Annotated in this window: 10 protein-coding genes and 1 pseudogene; 7 read left to right on the top strand and 4 right to left on the bottom strand. The window is 74.0% G+C overall.

Going from position 1 to position 14,927, the window contains the following annotated elements; genetic code table 11:
* Positions 1 to 334 precede the first annotated feature (334 nt).
* From ACZ6CZ_RS28270 to ACZ6CZ_RS28255, 4 genes are all read left to right on the top strand, one after another.
* The gene (locus ACZ6CZ_RS28270; protein WP_469026656.1) at positions 335 to 3,154 is read left to right on the top strand and encodes a nitrate- and nitrite sensing domain-containing protein; all 2,820 of its coding nucleotides are present in this window, start codon (positions 335 to 337) and stop codon (positions 3,152 to 3,154) included.
* Complete coding sequence (locus ACZ6CZ_RS28265) at positions 3,151 to 3,585, top strand: roadblock/LC7 domain-containing protein (protein ID WP_469026654.1); 435 nt, start codon at positions 3,151 to 3,153, stop codon at positions 3,583 to 3,585. Before ACZ6CZ_RS28270 ends, ACZ6CZ_RS28265 begins: the two co-directional genes overlap by 4 nt.
* 9 nt (positions 3,586 to 3,594) lie before the next feature.
* Positions 3,595 to 3,990 carry a DUF742 domain-containing protein gene (locus ACZ6CZ_RS28260; protein WP_469026652.1) on the top strand — a complete coding sequence of 132 codons (396 nt, stop codon included), beginning with the start codon at positions 3,595 to 3,597 and terminating at the stop codon, positions 3,988 to 3,990.
* Between the two features lie 185 nt (positions 3,991 to 4,175).
* Complete coding sequence (locus ACZ6CZ_RS28255; protein ID WP_469026649.1) at positions 4,176 to 4,781, top strand: GTP-binding protein; 606 nt, start codon at positions 4,176 to 4,178, stop codon at positions 4,779 to 4,781.
* Between the two features lie 49 nt (positions 4,782 to 4,830).
* On the opposite strand, the pseudogene ACZ6CZ_RS28250 reads toward ACZ6CZ_RS28255, so the two are convergent.
* Positions 4,831 to 5,946 (bottom strand): annotated as a pseudogene (locus ACZ6CZ_RS28250) (EAL domain-containing protein); the annotation flags it as partial.
* 181 nt (positions 5,947 to 6,127) lie between these two features.
* Here ACZ6CZ_RS28250 and ACZ6CZ_RS28245 point away from each other — a divergent pair.
* Positions 6,128 to 6,664, top strand: coding sequence for an NUDIX domain-containing protein (locus ACZ6CZ_RS28245; protein ID WP_469026646.1), 537 nt, complete (start codon positions 6,128 to 6,130; stop codon positions 6,662 to 6,664).
* A gap of 23 nt (positions 6,665 to 6,687) precedes the next feature.
* Here the strand turns inward: ACZ6CZ_RS28245 and ACZ6CZ_RS28240 are convergent, their stop codons facing one another.
* The gene (locus tag ACZ6CZ_RS28240; RefSeq protein WP_469026643.1) at positions 6,688 to 9,018 is read right to left on the bottom strand and encodes a glycoside hydrolase family 31 protein; all 2,331 of its coding nucleotides are present in this window, start codon (positions 9,016 to 9,018) and stop codon (positions 6,688 to 6,690) included.
* A gap of 211 nt (positions 9,019 to 9,229) precedes the next feature.
* Here ACZ6CZ_RS28240 and ACZ6CZ_RS28235 point away from each other — a divergent pair, with 211 nt between their 5' ends.
* Both ACZ6CZ_RS28235 and ACZ6CZ_RS28230 read left to right on the top strand, forming a co-directional pair.
* Positions 9,230 to 11,197 (top strand): acetoacetate--CoA ligase, encoded by a 1,968-nt coding sequence (locus tag ACZ6CZ_RS28235; protein ID WP_469026641.1) that lies wholly within the window; start codon positions 9,230 to 9,232, stop codon positions 11,195 to 11,197.
* A 165-nt stretch (positions 11,198 to 11,362) separates the two neighbouring features.
* Positions 11,363 to 12,256: a hypothetical protein gene (locus tag ACZ6CZ_RS28230; protein ID WP_469026638.1), complete on the top strand. Its 894-nt coding sequence runs from the start codon at positions 11,363 to 11,365 to the stop codon at positions 12,254 to 12,256.
* Positions 12,257 to 12,326: 70 nt separating this feature from the next.
* Here ACZ6CZ_RS28230 and ptsP read toward each other — a convergent pair whose 3' ends face one another.
* Positions 12,327 to 13,997: a phosphoenolpyruvate--protein phosphotransferase gene (gene ptsP, locus ACZ6CZ_RS28225; RefSeq protein ID WP_469026636.1), complete on the bottom strand. Its 1,671-nt coding sequence runs from the start codon at positions 13,995 to 13,997 to the stop codon at positions 12,327 to 12,329.
* Positions 13,998 to 14,069: 72 nt separating this feature from the next.
* Positions 14,070 to 14,519: a PTS sugar transporter subunit IIA gene (locus ACZ6CZ_RS28220; RefSeq protein WP_469026633.1), complete on the bottom strand. Its 450-nt coding sequence runs from the start codon at positions 14,517 to 14,519 to the stop codon at positions 14,070 to 14,072.
* Positions 14,520 to 14,927 lie beyond the last annotated feature (408 nt).

The raw sequence follows: 14,927 nt of genomic DNA, 5'->3' as shown, positions 1-14,927 counted from the left end.
CTTTACGCCGCCGGGGCGCGCAATGCCGCTCCCGCGGCCGATTCCGCCCCCAATTCCCGTAGAGAGGACGAACGGCACCGCACGAAGATTCCCCACGGCCGTAAATTTTCGGCCAACCGGTGCGCGGTGCCCGGCGGTCCGGACTCGCCGGTAACAGGCCGAACCCGGTGGCAATCTCCCGCAATGCCCGGACAACTCGCCATCTCTCGCCGCTCTTGCGGAAGTTCGGCCTCCGGACAGGTCGTCGAGCCGGCCCTGGGGCGGTAGTAGGCTCGCGCCGTTTGTTGACGCACATGTGTACCCCCGACCGGCGGGGGTCGAGCTGGGGGAGGCCATGCGCTTTCGCGGGAAGTCCATCCGCCGGAAGATCGTGGCGCTGCTTCTCGTGCCGCTGCTGTCCCTGACCGCCATCTGGGGCTTCACCACGGTCCTCACGGGCCGCGAGGTCGCCCGGCTCCTCGACACCAACCGGACCGTCCAGGACATCGGTTACCCGGTCGAGGACACCGCCCGGGCCGTGCAGCAGGAACGCCGCCAGACCCTGGTGTACCTCGCCGACCCCCGGGCCTCCGACGCGCTCTCGGCGCTGCGCCGCACCCGCGCCGCCACCGACGGGGCCGTCGCCGAACTCCGCGGGAATGCCAAGGACCACGAGGTCCGCGAGGGCATGGACGACGACGACAGCGAACGCCTCACCGTGGTCCTGGACGCCTTCGACGGCATCGGCTCCCTGCGCCACGGCGTCGAGGCGGGCACCGTCACCCGTACCCAGGCACTCGGCCTCTACGACCGCCTCGTCGATCCCTGCTTCGCGCTGCTCGCCGCCCTCGACAGCGTCCAGGACGTGGAGCTGGACAAGCAGGCCCGCGCTCTCGTCAACGTCACCCGCGCCCGCGAGCTGCTCTCCCGCGAGGACGCCCTCCTCGGCTCCGCCCTGGTGGTCGGCAGGATCTCCCGCGCCGAGGCCCGGCAGGTCTCCGACCTCGTCGCCCAGCGCACCCTGCTGTACGACATCAGCCTGCCGCTGCTGCCCACCGCGGAGTGCGAGCGCTACAAGCGCTTCTGGAACAGCGCCACCACCGCCCCGCTGCGGGTGGCCGAACAGGCCGCCGCGAGCGACCGCTCCGGCGTGCCGCGTGGCATCACCGCCAAGGACTGGGACGCCGCGGCGGGCGACGCCCTCGACGAACTCGGCACCCTCGACGACCAGGCCGGCGACCGGCTCCAGGACCGCCTGCACCCCGTCGCCGTCGGCGTCATCGCCCAGGCCGTCGCCGCCGGCGTCCTCGGCCTGGTCGCGCTGCTCGTCTCCCTGGTGCTGTCGGTCCGCGTCGGCCGCGGCCTCGTCCGGGACCTGCGCCAGCTGCGCATGGAGGCCCACGAGGCGTCCGGGGTCCGGCTGCCCGGCGTGATGCGCCGGCTGTCGGCCGGTGAGCAGGTCGACGTGGAGACCGAGGTGCCGCGCCTGGAGTACGACCAGAACGAGATGGGCGAGGTCGGCCAGGCCCTCAACACCCTGCAGCGGGCCGCCGTCGAGGCCGCCGTCAAGCAGGCCGAACTCCGCTCCGGCGTCTCCGACGTGTTCGTCAACCTCGCCCGCCGCAGCCAGGTGCTGCTGCACAAGCAGCTCACCCTGCTCGACACCATGGAGCGCAGGACCGAGGACACCGACGAACTCGCCGACCTCTTCCGCCTCGACCACCTCACCACCCGTATGCGCCGGCACGCCGAGGGCCTGGTGATCCTCTCCGGCGCCGCTCCCTCGCGGCAGTGGCGGCGGCCCGTCCAGCTGATGGACGTCGTGCGGGCCGCCGTCGCCGAGGTCGAGGACTACGAGCGCATCGAGGTGCGCCGGCTGCCCCGGATCGCCGTCACCGGCCCGGCCGTCGCGGACCTCACCCACCTCGTCGCCGAACTCCTCGAGAACGCCACGGTGTTCTCGCCGCCGCACACCGCTGTGCAGGTGCTCGGCGAGCGGGTCGCCAACGGTTTCACCCTGGAGATCCACGACCGGGGCCTCGGCATGACGGCCGAGGCGCTGCTGGACGCCAACCTCCGGCTCGCCGAGACACCCGAGTTCGAACTCTCCGACACCGACCGGCTGGGCCTGTTCGTCGTCAGCCGGCTGGCCCAGCGCCAGAACGTACGCGTCTCGCTCCAGCCGTCGCCGTACGGCGGCACCACCGCCGTCGTCTTCATCCCCGACGTCCTGCTGACCGACGAGGTCCCCGACACCAACGGCATCGGCTTCCGTCTCGACCGCGACCGGCCCGCCCACGCCGCCGAGCCCGCGGACCCCCGTGCGGCCGCGCGCACCCAGCTGCCGGGACTGCCGGCCTCCCTGCTGGACGGCCCCGTGGAACTGGAGGCGCCCGTCGACCTGGACGCCCTCGACGCCTTCCCCGGCGTGCTGGCCGAGCAGGACAGCGAGCGCGGCGGACTCTTCCGCCCCCGCTCCCTCACCCGGGCCGGCGAGGAGCCCGCGGCCCGTCCGGGCGTGCCACGCCAGCCGGCCCCCGGCACGGCGGAGGGCCCCGGCGCCGGCGACCGCCCGAGCGGCCCGGTGCCGCTGCCCCGCCGGCACACGCCCAAGCTGGTCAGCTCGCACGGCAAACCCGTCACCGGGCAGCGCACCCCGCAGGACGAGCCCGGGCAGCCGTCCCGGACGGCCCCCGCGCCGCAGCGCCCCGAGCCGGGCGGACTGGCCCCGCTGCCCGCCCGCCGCCGGGAGACGCCCCGCCAGCGCGCCACCGGAGCCGCCGACCGCGCCGACGGGTCCGCGCCCACCCCGGGCACCGGCGCCGACGCGTCCTTCCCGGCGCCCGGGCTGCCCCGCCGGGCCCGCTCCGGCCCGACCGGGTCCCGCGGTGGCGCGGTGGACACCACCGCGCCCCACGACAGCGGCCTCCCGCAGCCCGACCCTGCCACCGGACCGCTGCCCAAGCGCGTACGCCAGGCCAACCTGGCCCCGCAGTTGAGGCAGGACCCGCAGCCGCGCACCGAGCCGGCGGAGCCCGTCGAGCGCGACGCCGACGAGGTCCGCAGCCGGATGGCCTCCCTCCAGCGGGGCTGGCAGCGCGGCCGCACGGAAAACGCCGAGGGCGACGGAGCCCACGGCACAGCACCAGGAACGACTAAGGGGGACGGTCGATGACCGCACCGAAGGCGACCGACCACGGGGCGACGGACAGGCGGGAGCTGAACTGGCTCCTCGACGACCTCGTCGACCGCGTCGCCAGCATCCGCAAGGCCGTCGTGCTCTCCGGCGACGGCCTGCCCACCGGCGTGTCCAAGGACCTGACCAGGGAGGACAGCGAACACCTGGCCGCGGTCGCGTCCGGTTTCCACAGCCTCGCCAAGGGCGTGGGACGGCACTTCGAGGCGGGCAGCGTCCGGCAGACGGTCGTCGAGCTGGACGACGCCTTCCTGTTCGTCACGGCCGCCGGCGACGGCAGCTGCCTCGCCGTCCTGTCCGACGCGGACTCCGACGTCGGCCAGGTCGCCTACGAGATGACCCTGCTGGTGAAGCGGGTCGGCGTGCATCTGGGCACCGCTCCGCGCACCGATCCGTCCGCAGGCGGGTAGTGAGATGACATGAGCGGAGACGGTCAAGGAAGAAGCCACTGGTTCGACGACGACGCCGGACCGGTCGTCCGCCCGTACGCCATGACGCGCGGCCGCACCACGAGTGCGGCCCAGCACCGCCTCGACCTGATCGCGGTGGTGGTCACGGAGGCACACGCGGACGATCCGGAAGCGGACCAGACGCTGTCCCCGGAGCACGTGGACATCGTGGAGCTGTGCCGTGACGCGCCGCAGTCGGTCGCCGAACTCGCCGCGGAACTGGACCTGCCCATCGGGGTGGTCCGGGTCCTCATCGGTGACCTCGTGAACGAGGAACTCGTCCACGTCACCCGCCCGGTGCCCCCGGCCGAACTGCCCGACGAGAGCATCCTGCGCGACGTGATCAACGGCCTCCGGGCGCTGTGACCGGCCGCGGCGGAGCGGTGACGTGACAGGCCGCCGGCCGCCCGCACCGGCTGCGCGCGGTCCGCGCCGGCCGGCGAGGTGAGCCCGCCGACGAGACCCCCGCGCGGTGACACGGCCCCGAAACCCCGGTGGCGGCGGCTGCGGCCGACCGCCGCCCGACCCCCATCAAGCAGGAGAAGAGATCGATGATCTTCGGGCGTTCTGAGCGCGGCAAGCCCCCGGTCGAGCCCGTCACGCTCAAGATCCTCGTGGCCGGCGGCTTCGGCGTGGGCAAGACGACCCTCGTCGGCGCGGTCAGCGAGATCAGGCCGCTGCGCACCGAGGAGGTGCTCACCGAGGCCGGGCGTCCGGTCGACGACGTCACCGGCGTGGAGGGCAAGCACACCACCACCGTGGCCATGGACTTCGGCCGGATCACCCTGCGCGAGGACCTGGTGCTGTACCTGTTCGGCACACCCGGGCAGGAGCGGTTCTGGTTCATGTGGGACGAGCTGTCCGAGGGCGCCCTCGGCGCGGTCGTCCTGGCCGACACCCGCCGCCTGGAGGACTGCTTCGCCGCCGTCGACTACTTCGAGCGGCGCTCCATCCCCTTCCTGGTCGCCGTCAACTGCTTCGAGGACGCCGCCCGTTACCCCGCCGAGGCCGTCCGCCAGGCGCTCGACCTGGACGAGGACGCACCGGTCGTGCTGTGCGACGCCCGGGACCGGGAGACGGTCAAGGAGGTCCTCATCGGGGTCGTCCAGCACGCGATGGCGTACGCGGCCGACCGCCGCCGCGCCGTCACCGGCTGACAGCGGGCGGCGCTCCACGCGCGCGTGCGGGACGCCGCCTCCGTCAGGAACCGGCCGCCTCCTCCAGCCGGGTCTCCGCGAGGGCCCGGACGAGGTCCGCCAGCCGTACGACACCCACACAGCGCCCGTGACCGTCGACGACCGCCACGTCGTCGGAAGTGCGCTCCCGGTCACCGATCGAGACGATGTCCAGGACCTGCCAGGCGGTGGCGTCGGCCCCGACCGTGCGCGGCACGTCCCCCAGGGTGAACGCGGGGCGCTCGGCGTACCGGGCGTGCCCGTGGCGTCCCGACATCGTCAGCAGGAACCGCGAGCGGTGCACCGAGCGGACCGGCACCCCGGCCCGGTCGACGAGCAGGACCCCGGACACCTCCGGCGAGCCCAGCAGCAGCGCCCGCACCTGACCCACCGACGCGGTGACCGGCAGCAGCGCCGCGGGCCGCAGGAACCGCCACACCGGCGGCCCGGACCGGGGCACGGCCGGCACGGCGGGAGGACGCGGCGGAACGTATACGTCCGCGACCGGGTTCCGGGCCGGCGGCGCGAACAGCGTCCCCTGGGCCAGCTGCGCGCCCGCGGACCGCGCGGCGGCACACTGCGGTTCGCTCTCCACGCCCTCCACCGCCACCAGGGCGCCCAGCTGCTCGCACAGCGTCCGCATCGCCCGTACCGCGGGCGGCCGCGTCAGCAGCGAGGCGTCCAGTTTGACCAGGTCGGGGGAGAGGTCGGTGAGCAGCCGCAGGGGCAGGTCGCCGTCCCCGACGCCGTCCGCGCTGATCCGGAACCCCTGCCCGCGCAGCGCGCCCACCGCCTCCAGCAGCGCCCGGTGCGGCACGTGCGTGTACGGGGGGACGATGTCGAGGGTGACCTCCCACGGCATGCGCCCGGCGCCGGACACGGCGTCGTGCAGCGGGGCGAGGCCGCCGAGGTCGGCGAGGGTGGCCGCGAACACGTTGAGGTGCAGGGGCAGCAGCGCCTCCTTGCGGGCCGCCGCCCGCAGGGCCGACACGGCCAGCCTGCTGTCCAGTTCGGGATCGCGGCGGGCCTCGGCCAGGATGTCGCCGCTCTCCGCGCGGGCCAGTACCTCCAGTGCGGCGACCGCGCCGGTGGTCAGGTCGACCACCGGCTGGAAGGCGAAGCAGAGAGTGTCCGTCCAGGAGTGCACGGCAGCATGATGTCGCCGCCGCCGCATGCCCCGGACCCGGTTCACGAGACGTTCACGCACGATTTCCGGCCGGTCACTCAGCGTGGAAACCCGCCGGTCCCGTCCGGTACTCCCGGCACGACCGGACGACCGGGCGGCAGCCCCCGGAGGACGTCCTTCCGTGATCGGATACAGTCCGCGCGTGTCCGAAACTCATCACTCAACGGCCAACTCCGGTCCGGGCTCGCACTGTTCGAGCTGCGGAGCGTCCTACGGAGCGGGCGTCTCCGGATGGCCCCGCACCTGCCCGTCCTGCGGGACCACCGGCTACCGCAACCCGCTGCCCGTGGCGGTCGCCCTCCAGCCGGTCTACGACACCGAGGGCACCGCCCTGGTCGTCATCACCCGCACCATCGCCCCCGCGCGCGGAGGCATCGCACTGCCCGGTGGCTACATCGACGACGGCGAGGACTGGCGGCAGGCCGTGGTCCGGGAACTGAGGGAGGAGACGGGGATCGAGGCGGCCGCCCGCGACGTGCGGCTGATGGACGCGATGAGTTCCCCCGACGGGCACCTCCTGCTCTTCGGACTCCTTCCGGAACGCCCCGCCGAAGGGCTCCCCGCCTCCGCCGTCACCGACGAGACCGAGGGCTGGCACCTGCTGCGCCGGCCGGAGCAGCTCGCCTTCCCGCTGCACACCCTGGCCGCACGGGCGTGGTTCGAGGGCCGCTACGTCTGAACCGAGCGCCTGAGCCGAGCGCTTCAGTCAAGACCCCGCACGCGCACGGGGCGGGACGGCTCCCCGGCCCCGGCCTCACCGTCCCGCGCCACCACCACCCGACCGCCCTTCCGGCGCGTCACGTAGCGCTCGATCTCCGGCTCCGCCCACCCGTCGCCCGCATCCGCCACGACCAGCCCGCCCCCGGTCCGACCGGGCGCGGGCGCCCACACCTCCAGCTCCGGGCCACCGTCCTCGCCCCGCACCGCAAGCACCGCACCCGCGCGCGCGAGGACCGGGACGCGGGCGAGCGGCGCGTCGAGCACCACCGTGCCCGGCCCTTCGTACGCCTGCCCCGTCGCCGTGTCGTACCAGCGCCCCGGGGGCAGCCGCACCGCACGCCGGTCGGCCCCCGGAACCAGCACCGGCGCCACCAACAGGCAGTCACCGAGCAGGAAGGCGTCCTCGCACGCGCGCAGCGCCCGGTCCTCCGGGTTGCCCCACCACAGGGGCCGCACGCAGGGGGCACCCGTCCGGCGCGCCAGCTGCGCCAGCGTGACGAAGTAGGGCAGCAGCCGCCGGCGCTCCAGCAGCGCCACGCGCGCGTGCTCCAGCACCCGCGGGCCGAACTCCCACGGCTCCCCGCACCCCGCGCGCGTACGGAACACCGGCAGGTACGCGCCGAGCTGCAACGACCGCAGATACAGCTCCGGCGAGGCACCGCCGTCCGGGCCGCCCACGTCCGGCCCCGAGTACGGCACCCCGCACAGCCCCAGCCCCAGCACCAGCGACACCGACGCCCGCAACCCCTCCCAGCCCGGCGCCACGTCCCCCGACCAGACGCCGCCGTAGCGCTGCAGTCCGGCCCAGCCGGAGCGCGACAGCACCAACGGCCGCTCCTCGGGCGCCAGGGCGCGCAGCCCCTCGTACGCGGCCCGGGCCATGCACAGCGCGTACACGTTGTGCGCCTCACGACGGTCTCCGCCGCGCCCCTCCAGCGCGTGCCGGGCCGGGCCGGCAGGCACCCGCTCACCGATGGCCGCGGGCTCGTCCAGGTCGTGCCGGAACCCCGCGAAACCCTGCCCCAGCCGCTCCTCGTACAGACCGCCCCACCACGCGCGCACCCGCGCGTCCGTGAAGTCCGGGAACACCGACTCCCCGCCCGGGCCGCGCACCGGCCGCCCCGACGCGTCCCGCACGAAGGCGTCCACGGCCGACCCGCCGTCGTACACGGCACAGCCCGGGGCGGCCCGCACCGCCGGACCGACGACCGACACCAGCCGGACGCCGTCGCGCCGCAGCTCCTCCGCGAGCACCGGCAGCTTCGGGAAGCGCTCCTGGTCGACGGTGAACACCTGCCGCCCGGCGAGGTGCCCGACACCGAGGTGGACCGCGTCCAGCGGCAGACCGTGCTCCTGGTGGCCCGCGACGGCCCGCCGCACCTCCTGCTCGCCGCCGGGATCCGCGGCCACGTGATGGTGGCCGAACGCCCACGCCGGCGGCAGCGCGGGCGCCCCGGTCAACGCCGCCCAGGCGTGCAGCACGCGCGCGGGGGTGCCCGCCATCACCCAGCAGCGCAGCGGACCGCCGTCCATCCGCAGCTCGCAGCGGCCCGCCCGGTCGTGCCCGGACCCGGCGCCCTCCTCGCCCTCCCGCAGCGTCAGCGTCCCGTCCCAGGAGGTGTCGTGGAACACCAGGTGCGCACCCGCGTCGGCCACCACCAGCTGCACCGGCATGGTCAGGTGCGCCGGATCACCGCCCGGGCCGGACGCCTCGCCGGCAGCGGCGTTCCACAGCCGGTACGTCCCCCCGCGCAGCCGCGGCCCCGACGCCCGTCCGCCCAGCCCGAAGAAACGGGCGTCCGCTGCCACCTCCGACCGCTGCGTCCACCGGGCCGGACCGCCGCCGACCGGGTCCCACCAGCGCGGCGGCATGTCCCGCCGCAGGGTCAGCCCGCCGGGCGTGCACACCTGCACCGCCCCGTGCCGCGAGACGACCACCGTCACCCGCTCCGCCACCACCCGCCAGCCGCCGTCCTTGTCCGGCTCCAGCACCGCCCGGGGATCCGGCTCCGGACAGCGCCCGGCCAGCGCGTACGACGGCTCCGGCCCGGCCCCGTCCCAGCCCCAGAAGACGGCCCCGCCCACCGTCACCACGATCCGCAGCTCCGAGCGGCTGAACGTGATCAGACCGCCCCCGGGGCCCGGCCGGGCCCCCCGCACCGGCCCGGGCACCCGGGCCCGCTCGGCCCCGGCGGGCAGCCCCTCGGCGCCGGCACGCCTCCCGCGCCAAGCCGCCCGCACGGTACGCACCGCCCGAGCCGCCCGCCCAGCACCGACCACCCTCACCGAACGCACCAGGTCACGACCGTCCATGCCGCTCACCCTGCCACTGACCGCCCCACGCGCGGGTGGCGTTCAACTTCCGTTCACCCGCGACCGGACCACATCTTCACGACGCCGACTATGTGGGGCCCGCCCTGGTGCGGAAGTCGATCACATGGCATCGTCCCTGTCAGCCGCGTCACGCGCACACCCCGCCCGTGCGCGACCGACGCACACGACGCGCACAGTCCGGGAGCCGCCCATGTCGACCGCGAACCCCCAGCCGCTCTGGCAGCCGGATCCGGAACGGATCGCCCAGGCACGCATCACGAAGTTCCAGGCCTGGGCGGCCGAGCACCACGGCGCCCCGGCGGAAGGCGGCTATCCGGCACTGCACCAGTGGTCCGTCGACGCGCTGGAGACCTTCTGGAAAGCCGTCACAGAGTGGTTCGACGTCCGCTTCGCCACCCCCTACGCGCGCGTGCTCGGCGACCGCTCGATGCCCGGCGCGGCGTGGTTCCCCGGAGCGACCCTCAACTACGCCGAGCACGCCCTGCGCGCCGCCGCCGACCGCCCCGGCGACCCCGCGCTGCTGCACGTCGACGAGACCCACGAGCCGACCCCGGTGACCTGGTCCGAACTGCGCCGCCAGGTGGGCTCCCTCGCCGCCGAACTGCGCGCCCTGGGCGTACGGCCCGGCGACCGCGTCAGCGGCTACCTCCCGAACGTGCCCCAGGCCGTGGTCGCCTTCCTCGCCACCGCCGCCGTGGGCGCCGTCTGGACCTCCTGCGCCCCCGACTTCGGCGCCCGCAGCGTCCTCGACCGCTTCCAGCAGATCGAACCGGTCGTCCTGTTCACCGTCGACGGCTACCGCTACGGCGGCAAGGAACACGACCGCCGCGAGATCGTCACCGAGCTGCGCCGCGAACTGCCCACCCTGCGCGCCGTCGTCCACATCCCGCTGCTCGGCACCGAGGCACCCGAGGGCGCCCTGGACTGGTCGGCGCTGACATCGGCCGACACCGACCCCGTCTTCGCCCAGGTGCCGTTCGACCACCCCCTGTGGGTGCTGTACTCCTCCGGCACGACCGGTCTGCCCAAGGCCATCGTGCAGTCCCAGGGCGGCATCCTGCTCGAACACCTCAAGCAGCTCGGCCTGCACTGCGACCTCGGTCCCGAGGACCGCTTCTTCTGGTACACCTCGACCGGCTGGATGATGTGGAACTTCCTCGTCTCCGGCCTCCTCACCGGCACGACGATCGTCCTGTACGACGGCAGCCCCGGCTACCCCGACACCGGCGCGCAGTGGCGGATCGCCGAACGCACCGGCGCCACCCTCTACGGCACCTCGGCCGCCTACGTCATGGCCTGCCGCAAGGCGGAGGTGCACCCCGCGCGCGACTTCGACCTCTCCCGCGTCCAGTGCGTCGCCACCACCGGCTCGCCCCTGCCCCCCGACGGCTTCCGCTGGCTGCACGACGAGGTCCGCGAGGACCTGTGGATCGCCTCCGTCAGCGGCGGCACGGACGTCTGCTCCTGCTTCGCGGGAGCCGTCCCCACCCTGCCCGTGTACACCGGTGAACTCCAGGCGCCCGGCCTCGGCACCGACCTGCAGTCCTGGGACCCCAGCGGCAGGCCGCTCGTCGACGAGGTCGGCGAACTCGTCGTCACCAACCCCATGCCGTCCATGCCGATCCGCTTCTGGAACGACCCCGACGGCAGCCGCTACCACGACAGCTACTTCGACACCTACCCCGGCGTCTGGCGCCACGGCGACTGGATCACCGTCACCTCACGGGGCTCCGTCGTCGTCCACGGCCGCTCCGACTCCACGCTCAACCGCCAGGGCGTACGCATGGGATCGGCCGACATCTACGAAGCGGTCGAACGGCTCCCGGAGATCCGGGAATCCCTCGTCATCGGCATCGAACAGCCCGACGGCGGTTACTGGATGCCGCTGTTCGTGCACCTCGCCCCGGGAGCCACCCTCGACGAGAGCCTCGTCGACCGCATCCGGCGGGCCATCCGCGAACAGCTCTCCCCGCGCCACGTCCCCGACGAGATCATCGAGGTCCCCGGCGTCCCGCACACCCTGACCGGAAAGCGCATCGAGGTCCCCGTCAAACGCCTGCTGCAGGGCACGCCCCTGGAGAAGGCCGTGAACCCCGGCTCCATCGACGACCTCGCCCTCCTCGGCTTCTACGAGGAGCTGGCCCGCAAGCGGAACTGACACACGCCGGACACCGCCCGCCGCTCCCGCCGGCCCCGGACCCGACCGCCCCGGCGGCCCGTCCGGGACCGGCGTCACCGGCCCGGCCGCCTCCCGCCCACCCCCCACTGTCAGTGCCGCCGGTTACGGTGAGTGAGCATTGATCGACCGCGCACAGGGGGAAACATGGCGCACACCGACCACCGCACCACGCGACGCGTCCTGCACCGCGAAATGGCCGGCACGATCGGCCTGCTCACCGACGAACACGACTTCCGCGCCATGCGGCGCTACCGCACCTTCACCTTCGACGACCACACCGCCTACCTCCACCACGTCGAGGCACTCCTGAGGACCCGGACCGCCCAGGGCAGCCACACCACACTGGCCCTCTTCGACCCCGAGGACTACGCCCTGTTCTGCGCCGACAGCGGCCTCGACCCGGACGCACCCGCGAGCCGCAGCCGCTTCACCGCCGAACTCGCCACCACCGGCCCGGCCATCCCCTACGACGGCAGGCCCCTCGACACCCTGGTGCCCGTCCTCGTCGACGAGGCGATCCGGCAGGCCACCTGGGAGTACGCCACCACGCTCCTCGCCCGCCTCGGCCCCTGCCCGACCTGCGGCGAGGATATCGGGCGCGCCGCCTTCACCCGCGCCTCCGCACTCCTCGCCCGCATCCTCGACACCGCCGCACCCGGCGACCGCCACCTCGTGTGCAGCGTCTCGGGACCGCCCGAAACGCTCGTCGCCGTCCTGCACGCCGACCAGGAGCCCGACGGCACCACCCGCCTCGACGAGGCGGAGGCGCTCGAGTTCACCAGCGTCCTCGCCCTCGGCCTCGCCACCCGCGGCCCCGGCGGGCTCGTCATGCGCACCACCACCCCCGGCGCCGCCGACCGGGTCTGCGGCTGGCGGCTGCGCGGCGACGGCCTGCGGCCCCTCACCGCCGCCGAGGTCTTCGACGCCTACTGCACCGACGCCGAGTCCGGAGACCTGATCTCCCCCGAACCGGGCGTCGAATACTGCGTACCGCCCGACCTGGGAGAAGAGGACGACCGGACGGGACACCACCACTGAACGCAGGCGGGGGCGCCCCGCCCGACGGCGGAACGCCCCCGCACGACCGATCCGCGGCGGACCGGCCCCGTTACTCGCCGGACAGCACCGCCTGCGCCGCGCCGCGCGCCTCCTCGGCACTGTCCGCCGCACGCGCTGCCGCCGCGGCCCGCTCGCACTGCGCCAGCGTGTGCTTCGCCAGCGTCGCCCGGACGTAAGGGATCGACGCCGCACCCATCGAGAGGGAGGTGACCCCCAGTCCGGTCAGCACACACGCCAGCAGCGGGTCGGACGCCGCCTCGCCGCACACCCCGCAGCTCTTGCCCTCGGCCCTGGCCGCCTCCGCGGACAGCGCCACCAGGTCGAGCAGCGCGGGCTGCCACGGGTCCTGCAGCCGCGACACCGCACCCACCTGCCGGTCAGCGGCGAACGTGTACTGCGCCAGGTCGTTCGTCCCCAGCGACAGGAACTCGACCTCCCGCAGGATCGACCGCGCCCGCAGCGCCGCCGACGGGATCTCCACCATCGCGCCGAACTTGGCCCGCAGCCCGGCCGCACGGCAGGCGTCCGCGAACGCCCTGGCGTCGGCCCGGTCGGCGACCATGGGCGCCATGACCTCCAGGTAGACGGGCAGCCCCTCCGCGGCCCTCGCCAGCGCGGTCAGCTGGGTGCGCAGGACGTCGGGGTGGTCCAGCAGCGTCCGCAGCCCCCGCACGCCCAGCGCCGGGTTCGGCTCGTCCGCCGGCGTCAGGAACTCCAGCGGCTTGTCCGCGCCCGCGTCCAGCACCCGCACGACGACCCGGCCCTCGGGGAACGCCTCCAGCACCTGCCGGTAGGCCTCCACCTGCTTCTCCTCGGACGGCGCGTTCCTGCTGTCGTCCAGGAACAGGAACTCGGTGCGGAACAGACCCACACCCTCGGCCCCGGCCTCCACGGCGGCAGGCACGTCCGCCGGGCCGCCGACGTTGGCCAGCAGCGGCACCTTGTGCCCGTCGGCCGTGGCGCCCGGACCCGTCGAGGCCGCGAGCGCCGCCCTGCGCTCGGCGGCAGCCGCCTCCAGTCGCGCCTTCTTCTCCTCGCTCGGGTTCACGAAGATGTCGCCCGTGCTGCCGTCGACGGCGATCATCGTGCCCTCGGCCAGCTCACCGGCTCCCGGCAGTGCCACCACCGCCGGCACCCCGAGCGCCCGCGCCAGGATCGCGCTGTGGCTGGTCGGCCCGCCCTCCTCGGTCACGAAGCCGAGCACCAGCGTCGGGTCCAGCAGCGCGGTGTCGGCGGGCGCGAGGTCACGCGCCACCAGCACATACGGCTCGTCGCTGTCCGGGACACCCGGCATGGGCACGCCCAGCAGCCGGGCGACGATCCGGTTGCGCACGTCGTCGAGGTCGGCCACCCGGCCGGCCAGGTACTCACCGGCACCCGCCAGCAGCTCGCGGTAGGCCGCGAACGCGTCGTACACGGCACGCTCCGCGGTACTGCCGACAGCGATACGGCGGTCCACGTCGGCCATCAGCTCGGGGTCCAGCGCCATCATGGCCTGCGCCTCGAGCACCGCCTGGGCTTCACCACCGGCCAGATTGCCGCGCGCGGTCAGATCGGCCGCCACCGCTTCGACAGCCGTACGGGCACGCCCCTGCTCGCGCTCCGCGTCCTGCGCCGGGATCTGCTTGGCAGGCGGTTCGAGCACCGCCGTCCCCATGTGCCGAACCTCGCCGATCGCCACACCGTGGCTCACGCCGACGCCTCGCAGCGTTGTCTCCATCTCACCCGTCTCCGATAGTGCGGCGGGCCCCCGCCGCGGTGGTTGTCGTGTGCGCCGAGCGAGGCGCTGCCGTCACTGCCAGTCGAAGAGGTTGTCGCCGGCCTTCACGTCCCCGGCGTCACGGACGCCGGAGAGGGCGTCCGCCGTGGCCTCCAGCGCCACGACCGGGCACACCGGGGACTTGCCCGAGGCCTCGACGGCGGCGGGGTTCCAGCGCACGATGCCCTGACCGCGCCGCACCGTGTCGCCCTTGTTGACGAGCAGCTCGAAGCCCTCGCCGTTGAGCTGCACGGTGTCGATCCCCAGGTGGGTGAGGACGCCGTGGCCCTCTTCGTCGACGACGACGAAGGCGTGCGGGTGCAGGGAGACGATGACGCCGTCCACCGGGGAGACGGCCTCGGAGGGCTCCCGCTCGGGGTCGATGGCGGTGCCCGGGCCGACCATGGCCCCGGAGAAGACCGGGTCCGGCACGGCGGCCAGTCCGATGGCACGCCCGGCGAGAGGGGACGACACGCTGGTCATGAGAAGCCTCCAGGATGGGGCTGCACCGGGCCGTCGCGGTCCAGGGACGGCGCACTGAGCAGCAGGGTATGTCAGGTGAAGGGGCGGTTCCGTATGGAAGCTACCAGTTGGTGGTCTAGACCACCAACCCCATGGATTTGCACCCGCTTCGAGGCCCCGTGTACTGTCGTACCCCTGCTTGAGACCGAGCGACGCGATCCAGCGTGCTTGCTCAGCAGCACTCAACTCGTCAGATCCTATCTCCGGATCGCTTCCGCATGCCTGCGGGAGGGTGGTCAGGGAGACGGAAAAACACTGGTAGAGTTGAGCACAGCGAAGGGAAGCCCGGAGGAAAGCCCGAGAGGGTGAGTACAAAGGAAGCGACCGTTCCTTGAGAACTCAACAGCGTGCCAAAAGTCAACGCCAGAT

It is taken from the genome of Streptomyces sp. NPDC041135 (assembly GCF_055592085.1).
Note: the sequence above shows the minus strand (reverse complement) of the source record. Positions and strands in the feature narration are given on the sequence as shown.

What these genes read in the sequence shown, in the direction of transcription:
- ACZ6CZ_RS28270 (WP_469026656.1), top strand. Translation starts at nt 335, where the DNA reads ATGCGCTTTCGCGGGAAGTCCATCCGCCGGAAGATCGTGGCGCTGCTT.
- ACZ6CZ_RS28265 (WP_469026654.1), top strand. Translation starts at nt 3,151, where the DNA reads ATGACCGCACCGAAGGCGACCGACCACGGGGCGACGGACAGGCGGGAG.
- ACZ6CZ_RS28260 (WP_469026652.1), top strand. Translation starts at nt 3,595, where the DNA reads ATGAGCGGAGACGGTCAAGGAAGAAGCCACTGGTTCGACGACGACGCC.
- ACZ6CZ_RS28255 (WP_469026649.1), top strand. Translation starts at nt 4,176, where the DNA reads ATGATCTTCGGGCGTTCTGAGCGCGGCAAGCCCCCGGTCGAGCCCGTC.
- ACZ6CZ_RS28240 (WP_469026643.1), bottom strand. Translation starts at nt 9,018, where the DNA reads ATGGACGGTCGTGACCTGGTGCGTTCGGTGAGGGTGGTCGGTGCTGGG.
- ACZ6CZ_RS28235 (WP_469026641.1), top strand. Translation starts at nt 9,230, where the DNA reads ATGTCGACCGCGAACCCCCAGCCGCTCTGGCAGCCGGATCCGGAACGG.
- ACZ6CZ_RS28230 (WP_469026638.1), top strand. Translation starts at nt 11,363, where the DNA reads ATGGCGCACACCGACCACCGCACCACGCGACGCGTCCTGCACCGCGAA.
- ptsP (WP_469026636.1), bottom strand. Translation starts at nt 13,997, where the DNA reads ATGGAGACAACGCTGCGAGGCGTCGGCGTGAGCCACGGTGTGGCGATC.
- ACZ6CZ_RS28220 (WP_469026633.1), bottom strand. Translation starts at nt 14,519, where the DNA reads ATGACCAGCGTGTCGTCCCCTCTCGCCGGGCGTGCCATCGGACTGGCC.